This is a genomic window from Legionella maceachernii (assembly GCF_900167045.1).
Classification (GTDB): domain Bacteria; phylum Pseudomonadota; class Gammaproteobacteria; order Legionellales; family Legionellaceae; genus Tatlockia; species Tatlockia maceachernii.
In genome coordinates this window covers 373,189-396,527 of the sequence record NZ_FUXJ01000002.1, presented here as the reverse complement: position 1 = coordinate 396,527, position 23,339 = coordinate 373,189, and the positions used below count along the sequence as shown (strand labels likewise).

The window sequence follows — 23,339 nt, the reverse complement described above, 5'->3', positions numbered from 1 at the left end:
ACTCCATTCCATGTTGGGTTATCAAACACCAGCAAAATTTGAAGTCAAATTGGTCGCTTAGCAATGTGTCCGATTTTCCCGGGCAAGATCAGTTTGACGTTGCTCTATACTCATTGCTTTAAGCTCGCTCTCCCTAAAATAAAAATCGATATTGGGAAGTGAATTAGCTAATTGTTGAATGTTTTCTATTGATAAATTATCTATTGATAAAATACTTTCACTCAGGTCTAATTCTATCAATGTAACACTTTTCGGTATAGAAGCAAAAATTTTAGCTAGTGTTTCTTCATTGATGCTAAAGATGTTACCGGCGCAACAAAGACGAGTCACAGAGGATGGGATGGCTGCAAAGGCGTCTCCTAGCTCTGTTGTAGATCTACTGTCAAATCCATCAAGCCACATCACAAGCTCAGTAACCGGTGGTGATATGTTTTTGATCTTTTGGAATGATTGAATAAATTCTTCTCCGCTATGTTGATTAGGTGCGAAAACAAGTTGCATCAAAAATCCTATAGATTGTTACATATGTAAGCGATTATTTTACCATTTGTTTTATTAATGATCAATTGTTGCTTGTGCTTAATGTTACTTTTAGACAAGACATTGGATGATTATGATTTTAAGTTTGCTACAGGAGTACCCAAAAAGAAAATCATGGAACTCGCTTCCTTGCTTTCATTCAACGACAAGAGAATTAAATTTTTCTAGGACCCAGTGGGGTTTGGCTATTGCCTTAGGTTAGCTGGCTACCCAAGCTAATATTAAACCCGATTTGTGAGTGCTCCTGCAAAATTAGGGGAAATAGTTCACGGGGTTTCCACGAGTTATTCTGGTCCGAGTCTAAAAAATCAAATTGTCATGGGTAACGATCCTGTGTCCGTTTGGCCTCATGGCGAAGGAGAGGTTCGAGGTATTGCACTCAAGCCTTTATATCCTCGGCTCCAGAGTCAGTGATCAAGCCCTGATCCATTGTTTTAAAATATCTCAATTCGAGCAATAAAAAAAAAATCGCAATACAAGAATTATCTAAAATGCTAAGATCAAAGATCGGTGTCAAATGAGTAAAAGCTCTGCTCAGCGTAATATTGAATCACTCACCGTTATTGTGCATCGTCTTAGAGAGTTATGCGATGAGGTAACTTTTGTTGGTGGGGGTGTATAACAGGACTATTGATAACAGATAAAGCTGCACCTGATGTGAGGTTTACTGTTGATGTTGATTGCATTTTTGTATCCTGCAAGATACAACTAGCTTATGAAAGAAATAAAAAGATGATGGAGATTGTCCATTTACTTCATGGCTTGAATCATTAGATACTGCGATTCGTCATCGAATTAAATCTCACTTAGCTAGAATTGCTATTGAAAACTTAGGTGAGTATAAAATTTTAGGTGATGTAATCAGTGAATTAAAATTTAAATTCGGTTCAGGTTACCGTATTTATTATAGTGAATTAGATAAGGTGATTGTGCTTTTGCTCTGTGCTGGAGATAAAAAAACACAAAGTAAAGACATTAAACTAGCAAAAGAATATTTGATAGGAAGTTCAAAAAAATTGCCCTGTAATAAATATAAAGGCAGAGCTGTATTACATGAATTAATATTGATCATATTGGAGTTATATAGTACTATACAAAATCTTTATCCCTTTTATTTCCCGTCGCAAAATGCTTTATCTATTTGGTTCTATGAAAGAAAAACATCCTGAAGCACAAAAAATACCCGAATGGACTAGTATGTTTGTTTTTGACTCTTTTCTGACTGATGAAGAAGAAAAAATAATGGATGCGCGAATGAAAGGTGCTTTTTCAGACGTTATTTATCCGCTTCTTCCAGAAGAAGACCCTTTAAAATCGCTATTATATGTTGCTTATGCTCATCCTGAAATCACTGATGAAGAATTGATATCGGGCGCACGAAAAATGCATATCCCGGAAAGACAAATTGCCAAAGCGGGCATGATCCTGGGTCGTCCTCATTTATATAGAACAGCTGTACTCGAACAGGAGCAACTTTGTGGCATTATTAAGGAAAATGACTTTTTAGTGATGTTTCTTGCTACGCTATCTTCAAATCGGCCTTTACTGGATGACTTAGCTGGTTTCCTGAATACGGAAAGGATTTGGGAAATGATTAAAGCTGACGATTACCGTATTCTGTTTTGGAATAATTCTGATGCTCGCCAGGCTATTCTTGATCACCTTTTCAACTTATTTTCCTCTTTTGATTTATTCAATAGAATAGCTGCAGATAATTATAAGCTCTTGCTATTGGCATCAGCCAAAGACAGAGATCTTCGTATTCTCAATAGACTTTTCTCCACACCAAAATCTCAACCCACTCAAGAAATTGTTAACGTGCTTGCCATAAACCAATATCAACTTTTTGCGGTGGCTGCAATTAATTCAAATACAATAATCTTTTTTTATCTTCTTTCTTTATTACCGACAACAGAAATTTTTCAGATGATTGTGGCAGATGATTTTCAAATATTTCGTCGAGCAGCCGAAAAAGGCCATCTTGATATCATTCGCTTGTTTATGAATCAGGTTGACTCAGAGATCAGAAGAAAAATGTTTGCTTCTGATAACTTTTCTGCTTTTCGTTCAGCTGTCAGGAAGGCAAATTTTGAACTTTTTGAGTTGGCTCTAGAAGCTGTTGATGAACCTGCTCAAAAAGATAGCATGTTACAACATGGTTTACAGGAAGGATTTTCAGAGACTTTTGTTGTTGGTAATTATTTCAGAATGATGGAGCGGCTGGTAAGAACGGCTCCTCAGCATATCAATCTGTTACGCATAGACAGCCTCCCCTGGTGGAATAGCAATAATGAATCTTTGCAATTTCTTCATTATCTGATAGGACTTCTTTCTAATCAATTACCGGAATTTTTAGCCACTCGAAAAGAAACAAAACAACTTGTCAATTTACAGATTCCATTACCTGATACCGACTGTTTATATCAAGTTAAATACAACGAATATCCCGAAAGAGTGCTTACCATTTCTTATGGAGGTGGCTTAGTACCCGTTAATCATGAGCTCAACGTAAACACATTAAATCGAACATTCTCTATCAATAATTCCTTGGTTAATCCGATTTCATACGAAAGCAGAGAAACGTTACCATTATGCTTTATGCAGTCAAGCATCCCATTATACGCATACGATTACAGGCAAAGCAGTCTGCAAGCCGTGAGCAATTTACATGTGTTTAATCGTGACATTATCATTCCGCTAATGACTGGGCATCCTGTTACAAGTCATTTAGAGCTGGCTAATCGTGAACTTCAAGAGGAATGTCAACCATTGACAGGGGGTATCCCCCTCAAAGTGGGGAATCACCCCATATATAAAACAAAAAATAAACCTAATTTTCGCTGGTTGAGTGAACTGTATGACAAATTTTGGCAGTATAATAAGGATAAGATAACTTATCAATACGCAATAACCCCAAGTCGCTGCCATGTGCGAGCGCATTTTGTTAGCACTCTGCTTCGTTTCTATGGTGTAGACTCAGTCAAAGTTTTGAAATTTTGGGACAAAAAAAGCTGTAGTGTATATGGAGATGAAGAGGACTGGGGATTTCACTGTGCGGTCATGATAATTGACAGTAATAATGATAAATGGATATGGGATCCCTGGGTAGGTGCAAATAGTAAATTGCTCAGTCTTAGTCAATGGATTGATGATAAAAATGCACCTGTCCCCTCAGAAGTATGGGTTCACAACCGGGGCGTACTTACTTGTTCCATACTGGATCGATCCACCGGATTAATACCCAATCTTGCCTTCGATTGCACTCTTGGAACCAAATTTAGAAGATTTTTCCAGGCACTTTGCGCCAGCGCAATCCCTAACCCGCCAGAGATAACACCAGGTTTGGGCAAACACCCTTCCCGCTTTTTTCACTCTTCTCAGCGTTCTACTGCTTCCAGTAGTAGTAATGATGAACGGCAAGATGAACGGCAAATTGTGTTATATCGTGGATGTACTTAGAGCAGTGGCCAGGTCCTTGGATTTTTCGGAAGAAGAAAACGAAAAAGCTATTCTTTTAAACCAAAAAAAAATTGCGGAGAGACACTAGAGCCTCATTGAGGTAATTTGGTCGCTCTGCTCTAATAAATGCTTACATCTTTTAATGACAATTTCTTGATATTTCTTTAAATAGGTTTCTTCTTTATCATTAATCACAGTAAGATTGATTTCCTCTTGCAATGCAGCAGTTAGCTTGCCAATTAAATATTTTAAACGTTTAGCCACTAATGATCGGGGCAGCTGGCATGTATCGGAAAAATCAGCTAGCTGATAGGCATTGATATTATCTTCATCAAATTCATCTCCTAATGCCATCGCCAAGTCATGCTCAAATTCAGGATACATTTTTATATTGATTAAATCATAAAAGGGAGCCAGCGAAATACCGTTAGGTCCAACAAAGAAACTTATATTTTTACCGTGAGCGTCACAATTAAATATCAAAATATTAAATAAAACCCAGTCGAGTATTTGTTGTTTTGTTTTTGCGGGATTGATCGTTTGATTTGAAAAATCAAAGAGCTTAAGCAAACTCACTCCATCTCTAATATGAGCGACATCCCTACTGTTTCCAAAATTTTGTTCGTACTTATATTCAGGGGGTAAATTCAATGCCTGGCAACCGTCTATTAAGTGGTGTCTTTTCACTATATTATTAGTAATCAATTTCCTATCAAAACGCTCTACCAATAAAGCAGGATACTGACCAAAACGCTTTATCTGAACGTTGGCTACACTTAATGCACATCGTTTAGCAAGCTGCATACTTAGATATTCATTTAAAACTAAATTAGAAAGTCTTTGCGTTTCAAATTTAAGAATATGGGTAGAACACAAACTACCTTCTCCAAAGCCAAGTTGCCCTCGCTTATTTAACACCACATTAATCTTATCCTGCACTCCAGCAACTGAAAGACGAGGTTTTCCATCCCAAACGATTAAGCCATAGGGATCACGATCATTTAAACGCTGTTCTAATTCTTCATCCGTTATTAGTCGAAAATTAGCTTGATTAGGAATCGCTTGATTCGGTGGCAATATCACTAATGAACCCGGGGTATCCAATCCTAAGGCTTGAATAAGTCCAAACGTATTGTATTTACTTAAATGAAAAATATTAACTAGAACTTCTAAAGGGTTGCCTTCGGGTAGTAAATTTCGCAGAAATCGTTGTACATTTAATGGTGGAATATCTTCATGTAAAGGTAAGTGTGGGGAAATAGCATAACCTCTCTTTTGCCAATCCTCATGATAACTCCAATACAACTGATCCTCTCTAAGAGAAATATTGGCTATTTGACTTTTTCCTAAATAAATATCTAATCCCTGCTTATCTCCAACCATTTTCATCCTCACCGTTATCTACCCACGGTTTTATGTAAAGATTTATACCCAAACCAGAGCAAATTTGTAATACACTAGCCAATTGAGATTTCGATTGCCCATGCTCGATTTTCATAAAGGTTTCTTTGGCGACACCACATAAAGCAGCCGCATCCTCTAATCTTAAATTACTTTGAGTTCGACGTGCCTTTATGACTTCTCCCAACAATGCTGCGGTTAATGGCTGTTGAAGATTTGGAGTCTTTAATTTTTTAATTTGCTTGGCCATATAATCCTACGAGTATAGACTTTATATTAGAATTTCGAGCTAGTACCTCTTTAATCCCATTATAGTAGGATTAATTTTAAAAAAACAATTATGCCAACTAAAATCCTAAAAAAATAGGATTATAAAAGGTACATTTTTAATTTACTTCCTTAAAACCTCTGGACTGCAAATCATCTGCCGATTCAAATAATCCGAATGCGCTGCATAGGTTTTCTCAATCGCCCCACGTCGCCGCACTCTATTTTTCTATGTAATTTTTAAATATTGAAACATCTTCTTTTTCTAAAATACTTGTTATTATTTTAAAAGTATCAACCGGATAATTGAGTATGGATAAAAATAGTGATTTCACTGCTGCACATATCATGTGCATTAAGCTCTGCATCAACAATTGATTCTCTAGTTTATCCTATCTGCGATTGCATCGATATTGTATAATTTCTCGGGAACTGTACAGCTAATTGGTATTTCATAGTATAAGCTTTATTCGTAAGGCCATTCGACTGCTGAGATAATGAAACATATTTGAGTTAAGCTCCCAACTCGTTCTCTAAACCTGAAACAATCATATCTATTTTTCTAAGTTTTTCACCAAATTTAACAACAAAAATTATCATTAATTTAAAGAATTAGCTAGTCATGTCAAAATTTCATAAACATGAGATCAATAAAGCCATAATCGATTGCTAAATTTGTCAATTCTTTTGCATTTGAACAACCTAGTTTATTTTTTATATTTGCCAAATGAAATTCAACAGTTTTTTTAGAAATAAAAATTTCTTTAGATGTTTTTTCGGCAGAATAGTGGTTTAAAAAATAATGAAGACATTGAGCTTCTCTTATACTAAAACTGACTTTGCCATAATCAAATAATTTGCCCTCTCTATCCCATTGCTTTTTGCAGTTATTAGTTTGCACTATTTGAGTGATAACTTGGATCATCTTAGCAGGTGCAAGCGCTAAGTTAAATTTTTGGCAGGCAGCAATAAACCTTTGTAACACTTGGTTAAAGGAGGTGTTTTCCAGCGAAATACCAATTCCTTGAACGCCAGCAATAGCATTATTTGATCTAAAAAAAGGCGCTTTAACAGTCAAACAATCAATTAATTTATTATTCGCCCCTTTTGAAGGTTCCATAAAATAGGTAGGCATTTTATATTTAATAACCCAACGGTCATTTTTTTGAAAAATTTCGCTATAGTTATACCAACAAAACAAGGAATCATCCTTACCGATACAATCTTTGGGGCTTGCGAGACCAACATATTCTGCCAAAACATCATTACAGCCAAAATAACAACCCTTTAAATCTTTAAAAAACACAAGCTCCGGTATAGCTAATAACTCTTTATCCAGCTTAATTTCATTCGAAAAGGAATTTAGTTGCGCCATTTTTAGTTTTAGATACTGAATTCTTTGGAGTAATAATAATCAAACAGAAGGTTTTGATCAATTTCATGCAACATTACATTTGGTAATTCTGTTGCGGATGCCATTAGGAGGCTTTTTGTCAATAGAGGAATAACAATCTAATCGTTTTTTATATTATAGGTTGCCCGACTCTAAATAAAGTCTCACCAGGCACCCATCAGGGTCAAGGTCATGTTCCGAGACTTAACGAGTTTGTATTGGCCCCCTGACGATTAGATTGCTCCATGCCATGCCCCGTCCAAAAACGTACGATATAGCAACTACTTATCTTGGATGAGCGCCATTCCATTCCATGTTAAAATAAATTTTTTAATTCTTTATTAGCAGTCGAATATGATTACCTTAAAAGTACCATCATGCCAAGATGAGAAAATATTCATTGAAACAATGCAAAAAAATCAAGATTTTCATTTTCCTTTTATTGCTGCGCCTAAGACATCAGATGAGTTTCAAACCTATTTAGAAAAAAGCAAAAAGGACAGTGAAAAATACTTTATCGTCTGGGATAGCAATAACAACATTATTGGTGTTTTTAATGTCAGTGGTATTACGCAGGGTGTATTTAAAAGTGCCTATCTTGGTTACTATGCCTCTATTAATTACGCAGGCCAAGGTTTGATGAGTCAGGCATTAAAATTAGTTTTAAAGGAAATCTTTACCACCTTAGATCTTCACCGAATTGAAGCGAATATCCAACCCACTAATACCCGCTCAATACATCTTGCTACAAGAAACGGATTTCTAAAAGAAGGATTTTCTCCTCGTTACTTAAAAGTCTATGGTATCTGGCAAGATCATTTACGTTTCGCTTTGACTGCTGAAGATTGGTTATCGAATCAGTGATGAATCGAAAAACCAATGTATTTATTTAAGCGCATTATACTCGGTATAAATTTCACGCAAGATCACTTTTATATCAGTCCCTTTAACTGGCCAACATAAGGTTTTCCAAAATGCCCATCCTAAGGCTCGCATCCAGGTATCATTATCCAATTGAACTGCTTTTTTAAACACACTTCGCTCTTCAGCAGAAAAAAAATTCCAGGCTATCACCAAATCGCATGCTGGATCGCCTATAGCAAGCTGGCCAAAATCGATAAGGGCGTGAAACTTTCCACTATGAACCAAAATATTTCCAACCGCGATGTCTCCGTGGACCCACACAGGGATTAAGCCCCATTCTGAAGAAAGTGCGTCTTGCCATAAGGATATTGCAAGGCTTTGTTCACGAGAATTTTGAATCTGAGGTATTGCTAGACGCACTTCCTCATCATAAACCTTTAACGAACCACCTCGATAAAAATTATGTGCGCCTGCTAAAGGTCCTCCTGTCGCATCCAAAGATTGCAATTCTTTTAAACATTTTCCCAATGCTTCTGCGAAACATTTCATATCATCAATATTCTGCCTTGAGGCAGACTCCCCTTCAATCCAGCGATTAACACTCCAATGCCACGGATAGGTTGAGGATGGTTTCCCAAGTGCAATAGGCTGTGTGATTTCAAATCCAAGTTGTCTCGAAAGCCAAGGCAACCATTGATATTCTTTTTGAATCTGTGGCTCATACTCCTCAGCGCTAGGTAACCGAATCACCATTTCTTCACCTAAGTGAAATGTTCGATTATCCCAACCACTTTGAGTAACGGGGTAAATTGGCAATGATTTCCATTGTGAGAATTGCTCAGCAATCAGTTTTTGAACTAAATTTGTGTCGATTTTCATGTGTCTACCTTAATATTAATCGCTGATTACTGGTACAAATTTCAATTAAAGGTCATTCTACTCTAACACCTTATAAAAACAGCATCCTTGCAAATAGGTTCATTTAGTATCATTTGCTTAAAACGCTTGATTTCCATAATTAGCCTGAGAAAAACACAAATGAAGAGTCAGTGCAATTCTGGCGAAACCTATAGATCTTGTGATTGCGATCTCATTTTTTCCGCTGAAAAAATTTCTCCCTCCAATGTGAATCAAATGATCCAAGACTGTAGTATTATTTGTTTATGTTTAACACAATAAAAAGCCAACTCCTTATCGCCAACCCCGATGGTTAAACATAATTCCAGTCGGTATCAAACCGCGTTTACTACCTCCATTGAAGCAAAATATGGAGTAACATCCGATAAATCCGAATTCGATGATCGAGTGTTGCCGAAACAAATGAGGTAATCCAGCTGAATATACAGTAATTCTGGTAACCGGAAGATCAGTCAATTAAAGGCCCATTCTTTCCACATATTCCCAAAACGCCTCCAATACCTGCTGCAATTGGGTGTATAACTGCCGCAATTGCTCAGGATTCTGAGGTTCTGCTTTTACTGCTTCGTGAAATAAAGAAAGCGCATTATCAAGTTGAGGCAAAGTAAGATAAACGACACCACCACGAACACGATGTAATTCTTTGCGAAGTGCAATCACATCATGATTTATGTAATATTCGTCCATTTTTTCCTTAAACATTTTTAAATCAAGAGATAATTCTGATAATAGCTCGCATAAAAGTGCTTCATCTCCGGAACATTGCTCTAAGGATTTAGCCCTATCAATCAATTGCGTTGGTTTTTGGGGATCGCTTAGAGCAGGCTCGGTGCTAAGAGATTCTTCTTCCTCATATTTAAAAATATGTTGCTGCATAAGGGGCTCTAACAGAGCAGCTGTCAAAGGTTTAGCGAAGACATCTAGCATGCCAGCAGCTAACATTTCTTTTCTCATTTCAGGGGTATTTGCATGCCCAGTCAGTGCCACAATTGGCACCTGTTTAGCATAATGATTATCTAAGGCACGAATTTGTTTAGTCACTTCAATGCCATCCTCACCCTCTGCTAAACCAATATCCATAAAAATTAAATCATACCGATTCTTTTTGACCCTCTCTATTGCTTCCCTGCCATCTGCCGCAGTATCGCAAGTACAATGTCTGTATAAACTGTTGATGACTGATGTCGCGGCTCTGGCCGCAAGCTTGTTATCTTCTACAATTAAAATCTTCATAGCCGTATCAGAGTTTATGGACTCTTTTACTTTTTGAGTTTTCGAGGGAGAAATGTTTTGTATGATATGCGTTTTTTGCATTTTAGGAGGGCGATAACGCATTTTTTCTCTGTCTGAGTGATCTGAAACAATAACCGGCAGAGTAATGATAAAAGAAGTTCCCTTACCGACTTGACTCTTAACTTTAATGGTTGCTTTCATCGCTTCAATATAACGCTTCACTGTATACAGGCCTAAACCTGCTCCTTTATATATTCCCTGATAAGCAGGGGTTAGACGAGAAAAATGCTCGAATATGGTGTCAAATTTATCTTTTGGTATTCCCACACCACTATCTTCCACTATAATTTTTAACTTAACCTTATCGCCAGGATAATAAGCCGAACGATTTTTACCCAACATTTCCACTTTAAGCCTAATAAAACCTTCCTTTGTGAATTTTAAGGCATTACTCAGCAAATTCAGCAACGTGCGGTCAAGATAATGACGTATCCCTCTAAAGTAAGTGGGGATACCGTCCTCAATTTCGCAAGTTAACTTCAATTTTTTATGGTGTGCCACAGGCAGGTTAAGCTCGATATTGTGCTCTAGCAATTCCTGTAAATTAAACGCTTCGTCTTCCTCATGAATTTTTCCAGAGTCCAAACGCATGGTTTCTAAAATCTCATTCAGCAATTGCAGTAACTCGTCCGTTGCTCCAATTAATAACTGACCATCTTCTTGTACTTTTTCAATAAGTTGATTGAGTAAAAATTGGTATTTTTCTATAGTTTCTGTCGATTTGATTGATGATATTTGTGGTAAAATGACACTAGTATCATCAGCAAAATTTATCAGCTCTTGAATTAATCCCAAAATACCTGTTATGGGTACTCGAATATCATGGCTCATATTCGCAATAAATTCTGATTTGGTTTTACTGGCTATTTCAGCTGCTTTTTTAGCTATTCCTGCTTGCCGAAGTTCTTCTTCCATTTTTTTACGTTCAGTAATATCGATTGAGACTCCCACTACACCAATAACTTCATTAAATTTATTTTTTATAGGTACTCTGCTCGTTAAAAAGTAAATTACATTTCCTTGTGTATCCTGAATAGGAGGTTCTTCAATATTTAATTTTGGCTTCCCTGTAGCAATAACTTCTTTATCAGCCTCCCTAAAAGCTTCACCTTGACCTTGACTCCAATTAACTAGGGCAGCCATGTCTTCATAGTTTTTTCCTACAATCTCTTTTCTTGATATGCCTAGCATTTTTGCCACATTATCATTGCAGCCCAAATAAACTGAATTAGTATCCATCCAGTAAACGTTGCCAGGCATACAAGCGATAATACTTTCCAAATAATATCGAATCGATTCAGCGTACTCTTCTACGCTGTTATGAATGATAATATGGCCAACTAATTCTTTATGAAGATTTGCTAAATTTGATAACTTTCTTTCATTTGCTATTTCGCTGTTTTTCATCGCTTGAAACAATTCGTCTTCAGTTTTTTTACGTTGGCAAATATTGATCGAATTTCCTATTAAACCAATAATGTTGCCTTTGGTATCGCGAAGAGGAGCCTTGCTGGTAATTTGCTGGATTATATTGCCATATCTGTCTGAAAAAGGGGCTTCTTCAATATCCAAGATAGGAGTACCTGTATTTATTACTTTTTCATCAATTTTTTGAATAGCATTGACTACAGATTCTGACCATCCTAGTTTTTCGGCAAGAAAAAAATCATCATGACCAATTATATCCTCTTTAGGAATCCCTAGAAGGTCTACTGTAGCATCATTACATCCTAAATATTGCCCTTTTTTATTTTTCCAATAGATACATCCAGGTATAGATGCCATGATATGTTCTAGCTCAAGAATTAAAGAAGCTTTTGAGGTATTTAACTTTCCCATTTACAGTCCTTGTAGCTAAAATTCTGGATCAATTATAACTTACCCGAAATAGGGTGATCTAATAATTTTGAGCTTTGACTAAGTAACCAATCGCATATGCCTTGAATAACTGGTTAGTAGTGCTGAAAAAAATACGGGCTTTCTTCTCAGTAGAGACGTTTTTAAATACCCAACAATGCTCAGCTCTCAAAAAAAATTAAATATGTTGAGAAAATTTCACTCACCGCAATAAATAAAAGCAATGAGATACCTTACAGGAGGCGCTGCATAAGCAGAGAAAATATCATGGGAAAGCGCGTGTTTGCTCCATGAGTGGTTCTGGCAACTGTTAAACGTTGCTATGAAAAGCTTTTATCATACTTTTTATGGCAATTCTTTAAAACAAAAAAAGACGTTCAATTGGCTCTGTTTGATTATATTGAGGTGTTTTACAATCGTAACCGCATCCATTCAATTTTAGGATTTCAAACACCTAATGAGTTTGGAATGGCTGCAAATGTTGGTGTCCGGTTTTTGAGGAAGGATCAGAGTGTCGCTTTGGGGTGATTAATTGCCTGCCTCATAAAAATTCAATGGCTAACTGATAATGGACAATTTAAAGTTGCTTTATGGTAATTTTAATTCGTTAATAGGGATAATTCCTTTATTAGTAATGTAAACATTTTTACATTCTGAGATTTGACAATAACTCTATTTTTATGATTGAGTAACCTTAGAATTTTAAAATGTTCGATTTTAATGAATAAAAACTATTTAAAACAGACAATAATAATTATTTTAATAATCATAAATCTGACATTTCTTGAGAAAAAAGCCTATGCTGCTGTCGATCAAATATTAAATGGAAATTTTTACCAAAACCCCGCAGAGCTTAGCCAAATTAAGCAAATGCAACTATTAGCTGGAAATATATTCACTGTTCCCCAATTTACATTTAATGGAATTACACCCTTAGGTTCTGGCAGTGTGCGCAGTAAGGCACACAATTTACTTCCCTATTTATTGACTGCTTATCGCTTTACAGACCGATTCGTGTTCGGGGCAAATTTAACTCCTAGTGCCTATGGGCATTTAAAATGGCCATTAAATTCAATTGTTGCAGAAAGCTCTACTGAAACATACTTTCTATATTACCGCGCCGGTATCCAAGCGAGTTATAAATTTAGTAATAATTTGGCCTTAGGAATGGGTTTTAATCTCGAATACAATAAGCTAGGTGAAATAGACTCGCTTATCCCTAATAGAGGCAATCAAATCAATAAGATAAAGGGGGTAAATTATACAGGTGATATAGGTCTTTTTTATAAAATTAACTCTCGTAATTTTTTAACTATGGTTGTGTACACTGACGTCAATACTTTTGCTAACGGTACAAGCTCTCTTAACAATTTAATAATTCATAATTTTTCTATGAATGTAACAGAGGCAGCCGTAGCCAGTATTGGTATCCAGCATTGGATTAATGATAAGTGGTTTACAGAAAGTAAGATATATTGGTCAGGCTGGTCTATTGAACAAAATCTTTACTTAATAAATACCACAACCGGTACTAGGATTATACCCACAAAATGGCGTAATCCTTGGTCATTTCAAATAAACACTCGTTATACCACTAGTGATAAGGTAGCTTTACTGGGCTCTATTATTTACGAAACAAATGCAGCGCCTACTTTCACTAACGCAATAGGCTATCCTTTATCTCCTTATGGTTCTATTTCAGCAGGACTTGATATAGCATTACAAAATAATCTTTCAGCTCAGTTGCTTTACAGTTATGGAACATTTATTTCTAATGCTAAAATTAATAGCGGGGGAGATAGAGGGAAAATATCTGCTAACATTCAAGCTGCAGTAGTCCAATTTACTTATAAATTATAATTTAATTTTGTTTCTTAAGCCAATCCTCCAAGTATAATTTGGTTTCGTCCAAGACTTTAAGTAGTTGTTGATATAATTTTTCTAATAATTTCGAGTAACCTGCTTTGCGATATCGCTCCAAATACTGACACGCAAATCTCATGCGAAGAGTACCACAATAAGCGGCCCCACCTTTTGCCTTATGAGCTAGTTCTTCAATACGTTGCCAATCATGATTAGTAGAATAGACCTCTTCCATCTCTTTTTTATCTTTGGGAATAATCACGACCATTTCTTTTAATAATTCTAATAATAATTCTTTGCTACCCAAGCTTTTTATTGCCTCTTCGACATCGAGTATTGGATAAAGCTCTAATTTAAATAATTCCTCTTCTGTTTCAGGTAAATCTAATCCATGTAACTTTGATTGCTTCTGTACAGGCAGTTCTTTTCTAAGTAACTGGGATTCGTGTTTTCCACGCGTAATAGACGGAACACTGATTTTTTTATCTGTACAAAGTTCATCAATTAACGAGTATATAATATCTTTTCGTAATGGTTTTGATATAACGTGGATAAATCCCGCCTCTTCCCCTTTTTCAATAGTAACCTTATCAGCATTGGCCGTTAAAGCGAAAAAAGGGGAAGAAAAATTAAGCGCATTTTTGTCTTTTTTTATTTGTTTAATAATGTCTATTCCTGTGCCATCAGGTAATCCTATATCAGAAATGATAAAATCAAATTTAGTAGAATTAAGAACCTCTAAAGAACTTTTAACATCAACTGCCGCCGTGACATTGCACTGTGCTTGTTTTAAAAGTTGTTGAGCACCAGCTAGAGCTAATGGATTATCCTCGATTAATAGCACCTTATAATCGCTTTCATTAGATAAAGTAGGTGGAGATAGATTGGATACTTTTTTATCAGAAGCTAATTTATTTTCCTCTTTTATCAGTTCATTCCATTTATAAGCCGGTGTCCCTTGGCCATATAACTTATCTACCAATGCTTTTTCAAAAGGGATATCAATAAAAAAAGTAGTACCTTTATTCGGTTGACTTTCTAAATTAATTTCTCCCTCCATATCATCAACATACTTTTTAACAATGCGAAGCCCAAGTCCAGAGCCTTTATAAGTGCCTCGATTTGCTGGATTTAAGCGATTAAATTTTTCGTAAACAGTTTCTTGATTTTGTGGAGGTATACCAATGCCCGTATCCTGTAATTTAAACTGGATAATATAATTTTTTTTATTTTCTTTAATCATATGTACTGAAAGATTGATAGAGCCTTTCGGAGTAAATTTAAGTGCATTTCCTATTAAATTCAGGAGGATACGGCTTAACCGATGTTCATCACCTTTAACCACTTGTGGTACATTAACATCAATTTCAAACGATAATTTTAAACCACGATCATACGCAGCAGTCTGATTTAGCTCTATGACGTTAGATACAATATCACGAATGTTAATTCTTTTAGATAATAAGGGTATATCTCCTCGCTCTATGCGATCAAAATCAATAACTTCATTACAAATTGCAAATAGTTGTTTTGCACTATTTCTTAATAGAACTAATAATTCTCGATCGGGTGTCTTATTATTTTCAACCAAATCTTCTAAAACAGCCCAGATGCTCGATGCTGGCGTTCTAATATCATGCTGCATGTTTTGGATGAAATTTGTTTTGACAATATTCGCACTTTCTGCAGCAAGCTGCGATTCATGAAGCGCTGCTTCCATTTCTTTTCGCTCAGTAATATCTAGTGAAGTACCTATAATACCGACAATTTCATTATGTTCATTTTTTAAAGGACTTTTAAAAGTTAATTCAGTGCGAACATTTCCATTTGCTAATTTCACCATTTCTTCTCTTGCAATAGTAGAATTTTCCTTAACTACTTTATTATCTAATAGTCGCCAATCATCAGCAAATTCACTCCAACAAAAATCGTAGTCAGTTTTGCCTATCATTTGCTCTGGATTTTCATAACCTGCCATTTGCGCCACGAATTTATTACATCCCATATAATGACCTTCTAGATCCTTCCAATAAACTGCACCTGGCAAGTTATTAATGATGGCGTTTATATAAGTTTGAAGAGCTTGATATGAATAATTAGTTGTGATCAACGTCACTGCAAAGGATACTAACGAAAAATCATCGAGCGCAGTTATTATAATGCAATACCATTTTTTTAAGATAGGATGTTCTAATTTTATAGATTGAAATCTAGACTTACGACTTTTTTTAAAAGCTTTAAGCAATGCCTGGATATCCATTTGTTGTACATCTAATAAATCAATGAAAGATTGCCCTATAAGGCTGCTCTTTTTTTTGTTAAAGAGCGAGTTAATTCCACAAAGATTTGCATCATAAATTTTAAAATCATCGGTTAGTAATAAAGCAGCAATTTCAATTTCATTTCTACTAGAATTAAACAATAAACCGTTTTTTTGCAATGACGATTTCTTATGGTTTGCCTGAAAAACTCCTTTTTTCATCGCTATTACTTTCTTCATCTTTCTATCCATTGATGTGTTGCTTCCATTCTTTGATTCAAAAATTCTATTTTTGGAGAGGATTTTACTATTTGGTCAATATAATTTGCTAATTTAATTAGTGTGTTATAGTCGCGGAATTCATGGTAATTGATATTTACGGGAAATGTCTCATTGATTGTTGCCAAGAAAAAATACATGCATAATGATGAAACACCATGAACCCAAAATTCTTTTTCTACAATTGCATCATCTCCAGTAATGTTTTGCCAAATAATTTTTAATTGTTCGAGCGTACTTAGATTTCCTTGATTATCAACATTAGCCTTTAGAGGCAAATTAAGTTTCTTCTTATCTAACTTTCCATTGATACTAAATGGCCACTTTTCTATCCATACATACGCTGAAGGATGCACCCAAGATACAACATTTTTATTAACTCTGGACTTAATACGCTCAAAACAATAATGCTGCAACCATGGATTGAAAGGTTCTCGGCAATAATGACTGTATTTTTTAAATATAGATTTATCACGATGACGTATAAGAGACCCCTTTTTTTTGGGATATAAATGAATTCCGAGCGTGTTTAAAGGATCTTTAGGATCATAAACAATAAATTTATCATGAGTAGGAAAATCCAATTTGATTAATGAATTAATTTGACTAATTTCATTCTCACTGTAGCTACTCAATTGATACGGAAATGGCAAGTAATCGGGTATATCTTTATTAATAGATACTATAAATTCCTGCATGTGGATATTGGGAATATTCTTTATAATTATAGGATTAGCTAATGAGGAACTCGTAAGTTCCCTCAGTTTTTCGACAGTAAATGAAAGATTATAGCTCACTAAGTTTGGTGTTTGATAATTTATCTCCTTATTAATGTGCAATATCACATCATATCTAAAATAGTTCAGTTCATTTTTATAATCACCGTGTTTAACAGCTATGTCCACATGAGATATCTCTTCAAATATATTTTTAAGGGCATAAAAAAATTTAGGAGAAATAACTATTTCTGTGTCTCTTGCCTTATAATAAAAAGAACTTAAGTGTGAATAAAGATCCTCTGAGTCTTGGCTCTTTACTCTTATTTTTTCCAATATAAAAACATCCATTAATTCTAATGAACGAACATCTCCAATTATGATTGTTCCGTTCGTTTGTGCCGCGCCTATAAGCTTAGTCAAACTGACCATTAAAGCATCAACGGATGGTAAATATTGAATGACGGAATTAATAATAATGCAGCTATATTGTTGTTTATCAGTTAGATTTAATACAGATTCATTTTTAAAAGTAATTTTTTTAGATTGTTCTTGGTTTAAACGGCTTTTAACATAATCAATAGCTTTAGAGGAGATTTCAACTACAGTATAATCATCAGCATCATCAATATATTCTAATAACAATGAACCTGTGCCACATCCTACTTCTAAGATGTGTGAAAGATTTGCACCGCGAATAAATTTTCTAATCCATTGGTAGGATTCACTTAATTCTTCAATACTAAAAAGCTCTCCAGTAAAAGAACTTTGCCAACCACAGTTATTTATTAACCCATGCTCATGTTCTTCAGCATGTAGATAAGTTTCATCATAAATATTTTTTAAAAAACAGGAGACTTCAAGATTGGCTTTTTGAAATCCCTCATTAAAAATACTCTTTTCATCTATTTCAACGTAGGCAGCCAAAGATTTGTAATACCCTTCCGTTTCATGCAGTTTAACCACCGCTTTTTTTACAAAAGGCTCTTGTTCAATAACTGATTCTATCTCCCCTGCCTCAATTCGGATTCCTCCAAATTTTAGTTGATCGTCAACGCGTCCCATATAACAAACCGTATTTTGATCTTGTGCAATAACTAAATCGCCTGTTTTATAGAGTCGCATCTTTGTGGCGGGGTGATAAATAAATTTTTCAGCAGTGAGATCTGGATTGTTAAGATACCCTCGTGCAAGGCCAATTCCCCCAATATAAAGCTCACCTTGAGCACCAATATTTACCTCATTTAAATTTGAATCTAAGATCTTGATAACAGTATTATGCAGCGGCTTTCCCAATGGTACTGAATCCGTAAATAAACGTTCTTTTATGTGGTTGTACATTGACCACATACTCGTTTCGGTTGGGCCGTACATATTCCATACATTACCTTTTTCATACATTAAGGATTCAGCAAGTCGCGTACTAAATTTTTCCCCACCCACTAATATTTTCATTTGGCCATCATTTTTCCACCCTTGCTTCAATAATATTTCCCAAGTTAAAGGTGTCGCTTGCATGCATGTGATGTGATTTTTTTTAAGATATTGCCTAATTTTAAAACCATCAGCAACACTGCCATGTTCTGTTAATAAAATTGTCCCCCCTTTCAATAAAGGCATAAGTAGTTCGATTAACGAAATATCAAAAGTGTAATCGGTTAAAGCTAAAAATTTTTCGTTTTCTTCAACTGGTAATTCTGAAATAAGACTAGAGAACAAATTCATCATTGAACGATGCTCAACAAGAACTCCTTTAGGATTGCCTGTAGTTCCCGATGTATACATAACATAGGCTAAATCACTAGCTAAAAATGGCTTATTTACCGAGCCGCTAACGAATCCTATCTTTGATGGATTAACCACTGTGATGTTTGAGACAATAGAAGGATCTAAATCAAGATTAGAGACAATCAGACCTGCATCAGTATCTTTTAAAATAAATTTGATTCTTGAGCACGGTGTGATAGGACTTATGGGTAAAAATGCACAACCCATTTTAAATACAGCCAATATAGAGATAATAATGTCTGGATTTCGCTCCAGTATTAAAGGTATAATACTTTGAGATTGATTTATTTCATTGCGAATGCTTAGTGCCATGCAGTTTGAGCGCTCAGCTAGTTCCTTGTAAGTAATTTGCTCTTCTTTGAAAATAATAGCTAATTTATCAGGATACAAGTTTACTTGAGACTCAAATAATTCAATAAAATTTTTAAACATTTTCCATATCACTTATAAAATAAGTTATTAAAATCACCTAGCTCGTGAAACTTCTTCGGAAGTAAATTGATCACTTATTATTAAGATAACATTAAGTATAGCAAATCAATGACGCTGGAGCTTATTGAGTGCTAAACAATCTTCTTCACAAACCTAAGTGCTGATAGTATTACAAAAAAATTATCTGCCTAGTTAACGCAATGGCATTGATGTACTCCATTCAATTCATGGATAAAAAACCACCTTATTAGCCAAATTTTTCATTCTATCATTTAGTGAGTTCGGAATAAACAGTTAGAAAAATTATGCTGAAATTTAATCAAAAAAACATCAGCTTGCTTAATATATTATTTTTGCTTTCATGAGAAACCTTTGCCAATAATGCTCTGTCTAAGATGAATTTTTCTGTCATTTGCGCTACTTCATAGACAAAAACAGGTAGATACGCCTCGCAGATCTCCGCATTTAAGATCATTTTGCTTTATTTGCTAACCTCTTTTTTCAAAACGAATCATTTTTTTACGAGCCGCTTCTGCGGCAAGCCTTTTTAATCGTTCGAAATCCAGCGGTTTTTGATAAACCTCATCCATACCTGCTTCTTTACAACGGTTTTTTATCTCACTGACTGAATGCGCAGTCAATCCAATTATCGTTACGGCGTTTGGCCCTTTTTCAAGTTCCCGAATTTTTTTACTTAAATGATAACCTGAGCCATCAGGTAATTCGATGTCCGTAATAATGACATCAAAAGCTTCTGTATAAATTGCGTTGATGGCTGTTTCACTATTTACTGCCGTTCTTGGTTTAATTCCTAGATTGTCCATCATAATTTTCATACTGGTCAGCGCGATGTGGTTATCTTCTATCAGCAGGAATTTTAGATCCTTATCTAAGAAATTGTCTTCTCGCATTTCTTTATCGCATAAGCTCTCTTTCGCCGTTGTCTTAGGAATTTTTTGATGACCAACGCTCATCGGTAATACAAAAGAAACCGTCGTGCCTTCGCCAACTTTTGATTTTAAGCTAATTTCCCCCTCAAGCAACTTTACATATTTTTGAACAATATCAAGACCCAAGCCCATGCTGCTGTGGCTAGTCTCTTTTGAATCACTATCTTTAAAATAGCGTTTAAACACCTTATCTTGTTTATCAAGGGAGATTCCAATACCGGTATCAGCAACAGAAAATTCAACTTGAACTCTATCTTTTACTCTCGATAACAGTCTTACCCCAATTTTAATCACTCCATTCGCGGTAAATTTAATGGCATTGGAAATAAGATTGAGTAAAATTCGTTCAATTTTTAATTCGTCACAAATAAGTGTTGCTGGAATCGTTTCATCGATACGCACTTGAAGCGTTAAATGCTTCCCAATCGCTGATGGCTCTTCAATTTCCCTGATTTTTTCTATCAACTCAGGGAGATGAAACGCTTTTTTCATCACCTGATTGTCTTGCTTGAAAGCCTCTTTAGAATCAATTACGGCATTCATTAAATCAAGTAGTTGCTTACTGCCCTCAAAAATGATTTTCGCATATTCCTTTTCTTCCGAGTTTTTTGTCTTTTCTAGCAAATGGCTGGCTAATCCTGCAATTCCCGCTAAGGGTGAACGCAAGTCATGGATGATATTAACGATAAACTCGCTTTTTTCCTGAGATTCTGCTTCTATCTTTTGGTTTTGAAGCTTTAATAAATTAAGCTGTACCTGATGGTTTTTTTTGGCGTGGGATGGCGACTTACTTTTCTTTACGTCCATGCCTATATCCTCAAAATCCAGTCTTCTTTAAGAATAACGCATTCACCTTAAAGAAAAATTAAAAATCAAACCACAAAGCATTGATAGGGCTGAATAACAACGCACTACCGATAGGGCTTTAGCTAATAAAATTTCTTCAACCCAATGCATCCTTCATTAATAACCACTTGAATCAACAAATGACTTTTAATGTACTACTGGCAATGCTCTATTACTGATTTCGAATCAGGCAAAATGCGCAGAAGGTAAAGAATTAGAAGAGAAGTTTAAAATTAATAACATTGGTAATACTGAAGCCTGGCTTCAGCTTCAGTGGAACCGAAATGAGTTATTGTGGAATACCCTCTAATCAAATTAGATACAAAGCTCGTCTTATTCAAAGCAAAACAATTATATCAGGAGCTTTCTTGGGCAGATCATCCTTCAAACTATTGGCAAGACTACAGTATCTATCCTATAGAAATTCATCATATTCCAGGAAATCATGAGACAATGTTCAAGGAACCAAATGTGCAAATTTTAGCTGATGAAATAAAAAACTGTTTATCTAATATCAAGTAAATTCGATATATAAACAACATCATGAATATTGCACATTTAATGCCTTAGGATGGGAGCACTTATTTTATGCAAGTAATTTTTTTAAAGTTGCTAATAGCAATATTTTTATGCCTAAGCCTAGAATGTTTATGGGAACCTGCCTATTGTGCCGTAGATCAAATATTAACAGATAATTTTTTTCAAAATCCTGCTGAACTAAGCTCAGTTAATCATGCTCAATTACTCTTGGGCAATGCATTAATTTTGCCAAGGTTAAAATTTACTGGCACAACCGTTTTAGGTCATGGAAGAGTGAAAAGTAAAACACATGACTCGCTGCCTTATTTATTAACCGCTTATCGATTAACAGATCGATGGGTAGTAGGCATTAATGCGACACCGAGCGCTTATGGCCATATAGATTGGCAACCACATAATTCTATAGTCTCTCAAGCCTCAACTACGACTCGTATTTTTTACTATAGGATTGGAGCCCAATCGAGTTATCAGGTTACTAAGAAGCTAGCTGTGGGAATGGGTCTGAATTTAGAGTACAACAAGTTCGCCGAACTCAATTTTGTAGTACCTAATGCAGGGAACCAAATAAATAGGATACATGGCCTAAATTATACAGGGGATATCGGCCTTTTCTATAAAATTCATTCTCATACTTATCTAACTATGGCTATCTACACGGGAATAAACACCTATGGTCATGGTACAAGTTCTACTGAAGCTATTACAGTCCATAATTTTTCTTTGAATATTATCCAAGCACCTGTCGCTTTTGCCGGATTACAGCATTGGTTAACTGAGAAATGGTTTATTGGGGGAAAAGTATATTGGTCTGGATGGTCTATTGAAAAGAATGTTAATTTGATAAACAAAACAACAGGAACATCCATCTCTCCTGCCCGATGGAGAGATGGATGGTCTTTTCAAATGAATACTCGATATCGGATATCGGATGTCCTAGCATTACTTAGCTCTACTCTTTATGAAACAAACGTAGCCCCAATATCAACTAATGCAATAGGGTATCCATTATCAGCTTTCGGAGCAGTTGCGGGAGGAATAGATTTTTCGGTACAAAAAAACCTTTCATTTCAATTTGTTTACAGTTATGGAAAATTTATACCTAATGCTAAAATTGACAGTGCTGGAAATAGAGGAGTAATCTCAGTATGTTCTCAAGCTGCTTTAATTCAATTCACTTATAAAATTTAGACCTGTATTGATTGTCTTGCTTGAAAGCCTCTTTAGAATCAATCACGGCATTCATTAAATCAAGGAGTTGTTTACTGCCCTCAAAAATGATTTTCGCATATTCCTTTTCTTCCGAGTTTTTTGTCTTTTCTAGCAAATGGCTGGCTAATCCTGCAATTCCCGCTAAGGGTGAACGCAAGTCATGGATGATATTAACGATAAACTCGCTTTTTTCCTGAGATTCTGCTTCTATCTTTTGGTTTTGAAGCTTTAATAAATTAAGCTGTACCTGATGGTTTTTTTGGCGTGGGATGGCGACTTACTTTTCTTTACGTCCATGCCTATATCCTCAAAATCCAGTCTTCTTTAAGAATAACTCATTCACCTTAAAGAAAAATTAAAAATCAAACCACAAAGCATTGATAGGGCTGAATAATAACGCACTACCGTAGGGCTTTAGCTAATAAAATTTCTTCAACCCAATGCATCCTTCATTAATGACCACT

16 protein-coding genes and 1 pseudogene are annotated in these 23,339 nt (G+C 35.4%); 7 read left to right on the top strand and 10 right to left on the bottom strand.

Translation table 11 applies throughout. The features are described from left to right. Nucleotides 1-57 precede the first annotated feature (57 nt). Nucleotides 58-501 carry a hypothetical protein gene (locus B5D33_RS01670; protein WP_058452813.1) on the bottom strand — a complete coding sequence of 148 codons (444 nt, stop codon included), beginning with the start codon at nucleotides 499-501 and terminating at the stop codon, nucleotides 58-60. A 797-nt stretch (nucleotides 502-1,298) separates the two neighbouring features. Here B5D33_RS01670 and B5D33_RS01665 point away from each other — a divergent pair. Continuing rightward, a pseudogene (locus B5D33_RS01665) lies at nucleotides 1,299-1,709 on the top strand (type II toxin-antitoxin system RelE/ParE family toxin); the annotation flags it as partial. Further along, nucleotides 1,690-3,999: a hypothetical protein gene (locus B5D33_RS01660; RefSeq protein WP_058452815.1), complete on the top strand. Its 2,310-nt coding sequence runs from the start codon at nucleotides 1,690-1,692 to the stop codon at nucleotides 3,997-3,999. The pseudogene B5D33_RS01665 and the gene B5D33_RS01660, both read left to right, overlap by 20 nt. A gap of 84 nt (nucleotides 4,000-4,083) precedes the next feature. Here B5D33_RS01660 and B5D33_RS01655 read toward each other — a convergent pair whose 3' ends face one another. The 3 genes from B5D33_RS01655 to B5D33_RS01645 form a co-directional block, all read right to left on the bottom strand. After that, nucleotides 4,084-5,382, bottom strand: coding sequence for a HipA domain-containing protein (locus tag B5D33_RS01655; RefSeq protein ID WP_174223981.1), 1,299 nt, complete (start codon nucleotides 5,380-5,382; stop codon nucleotides 4,084-4,086). Then, nucleotides 5,369-5,650: a helix-turn-helix domain-containing protein gene (locus B5D33_RS01650; protein ID WP_058452817.1), complete on the bottom strand. Its 282-nt coding sequence runs from the start codon at nucleotides 5,648-5,650 to the stop codon at nucleotides 5,369-5,371. The genes B5D33_RS01655 and B5D33_RS01650 overlap by 14 nt, the downstream gene beginning before the upstream one ends. 642 nt (nucleotides 5,651-6,292) lie before the next feature. Further along, entirely contained in the window at nucleotides 6,293-7,042 is a 750-nt protein-coding gene (locus B5D33_RS01645) for a LuxR C-terminal-related transcriptional regulator (RefSeq protein ID WP_058452818.1), read from the bottom strand. Nucleotides 7,043-7,414: 372 nt separating this feature from the next. On the opposite strand from B5D33_RS01645, the gene B5D33_RS01640 reads away from it, so the two are divergent. Beyond that, a complete protein-coding gene (locus B5D33_RS01640) occupies nucleotides 7,415-7,924 on the top strand; it encodes a GNAT family N-acetyltransferase (RefSeq protein ID WP_058452562.1) in 510 nt (169 codons plus the stop codon). A 21-nt stretch (nucleotides 7,925-7,945) separates the two neighbouring features. On the opposite strand, the gene B5D33_RS01635 is transcribed toward B5D33_RS01640, so the two are convergent. Both B5D33_RS01635 and B5D33_RS01630 read right to left on the bottom strand, forming a co-directional pair. Beyond that, nucleotides 7,946-8,803 (bottom strand): aminoglycoside phosphotransferase family protein, encoded by an 858-nt coding sequence (locus B5D33_RS01635; protein WP_078767295.1) that lies wholly within the window; start codon nucleotides 8,801-8,803, stop codon nucleotides 7,946-7,948. Nucleotides 8,804-9,298: 495 nt separating this feature from the next. Next, nucleotides 9,299-11,974: a PAS domain-containing protein gene (locus B5D33_RS01630; protein ID WP_058452561.1), complete on the bottom strand. Its 2,676-nt coding sequence runs from the start codon at nucleotides 11,972-11,974 to the stop codon at nucleotides 9,299-9,301. A gap of 312 nt (nucleotides 11,975-12,286) precedes the next feature. Here B5D33_RS01630 and B5D33_RS01625 point away from each other — a divergent pair, with 312 nt between their 5' ends. After that, nucleotides 12,287-12,520, top strand: coding sequence for an IS3 family transposase (locus tag B5D33_RS01625; RefSeq protein ID WP_058452560.1), 234 nt, complete (start codon nucleotides 12,287-12,289; stop codon nucleotides 12,518-12,520). Nucleotides 12,521-12,712: 192 nt separating this feature from the next. Further along, nucleotides 12,713-13,852: an OmpP1/FadL family transporter gene (locus tag B5D33_RS01620; protein WP_058452559.1), complete on the top strand. Its 1,140-nt coding sequence runs from the start codon at nucleotides 12,713-12,715 to the stop codon at nucleotides 13,850-13,852. A 1-nt stretch (nucleotide 13,853) separates the two neighbouring features. Here the strand turns inward: B5D33_RS01620 and B5D33_RS01615 are convergent, their stop codons facing one another. The 3 genes from B5D33_RS01615 to B5D33_RS01605 all read right to left on the bottom strand — a co-directional run bounded on the left by B5D33_RS01615 (nucleotide 13,854) and on the right by B5D33_RS01605 (nucleotide 21,087). Then, on the bottom strand, nucleotides 13,854-16,355 hold the full coding sequence (locus B5D33_RS01615; protein ID WP_058452558.1) for an ATP-binding protein: 2,502 nt from the start codon (nucleotides 16,353-16,355) through the stop codon (nucleotides 13,854-13,856). After that, nucleotides 16,352-19,330: an amino acid adenylation domain-containing protein gene (locus B5D33_RS01610; protein ID WP_058452557.1), complete on the bottom strand. Its 2,979-nt coding sequence runs from the start codon at nucleotides 19,328-19,330 to the stop codon at nucleotides 16,352-16,354. The genes B5D33_RS01615 and B5D33_RS01610 overlap by 4 nt, the downstream gene beginning before the upstream one ends. A gap of 488 nt (nucleotides 19,331-19,818) precedes the next feature. Beyond that, entirely contained in the window at nucleotides 19,819-21,087 is a 1,269-nt protein-coding gene (locus B5D33_RS01605; protein WP_078767293.1) for a hybrid sensor histidine kinase/response regulator, read from the bottom strand. A 333-nt stretch (nucleotides 21,088-21,420) separates the two neighbouring features. Here B5D33_RS01605 and B5D33_RS01600 point away from each other — a divergent pair, with 333 nt between their 5' ends. Further along, nucleotides 21,421-21,648 (top strand): thioesterase domain-containing protein, encoded by a 228-nt coding sequence (locus tag B5D33_RS01600; RefSeq protein ID WP_058451482.1) that lies wholly within the window; start codon nucleotides 21,421-21,423, stop codon nucleotides 21,646-21,648. A 66-nt stretch (nucleotides 21,649-21,714) separates the two neighbouring features. Continuing rightward, complete coding sequence (locus B5D33_RS01595) at nucleotides 21,715-22,854, top strand: OmpP1/FadL family transporter (protein WP_058451481.1); 1,140 nt, start codon at nucleotides 21,715-21,717, stop codon at nucleotides 22,852-22,854. Here B5D33_RS01595 and B5D33_RS17020 read toward each other — a convergent pair. Further along, nucleotides 22,838-23,053 (bottom strand): histidine kinase dimerization/phospho-acceptor domain-containing protein, encoded by a 216-nt coding sequence (locus B5D33_RS17020; protein WP_272939923.1) that lies wholly within the window; start codon nucleotides 23,051-23,053, stop codon nucleotides 22,838-22,840. The genes B5D33_RS01595 and B5D33_RS17020 overlap by 17 nt on opposite strands. Nucleotides 23,054-23,339 lie beyond the last annotated feature (286 nt).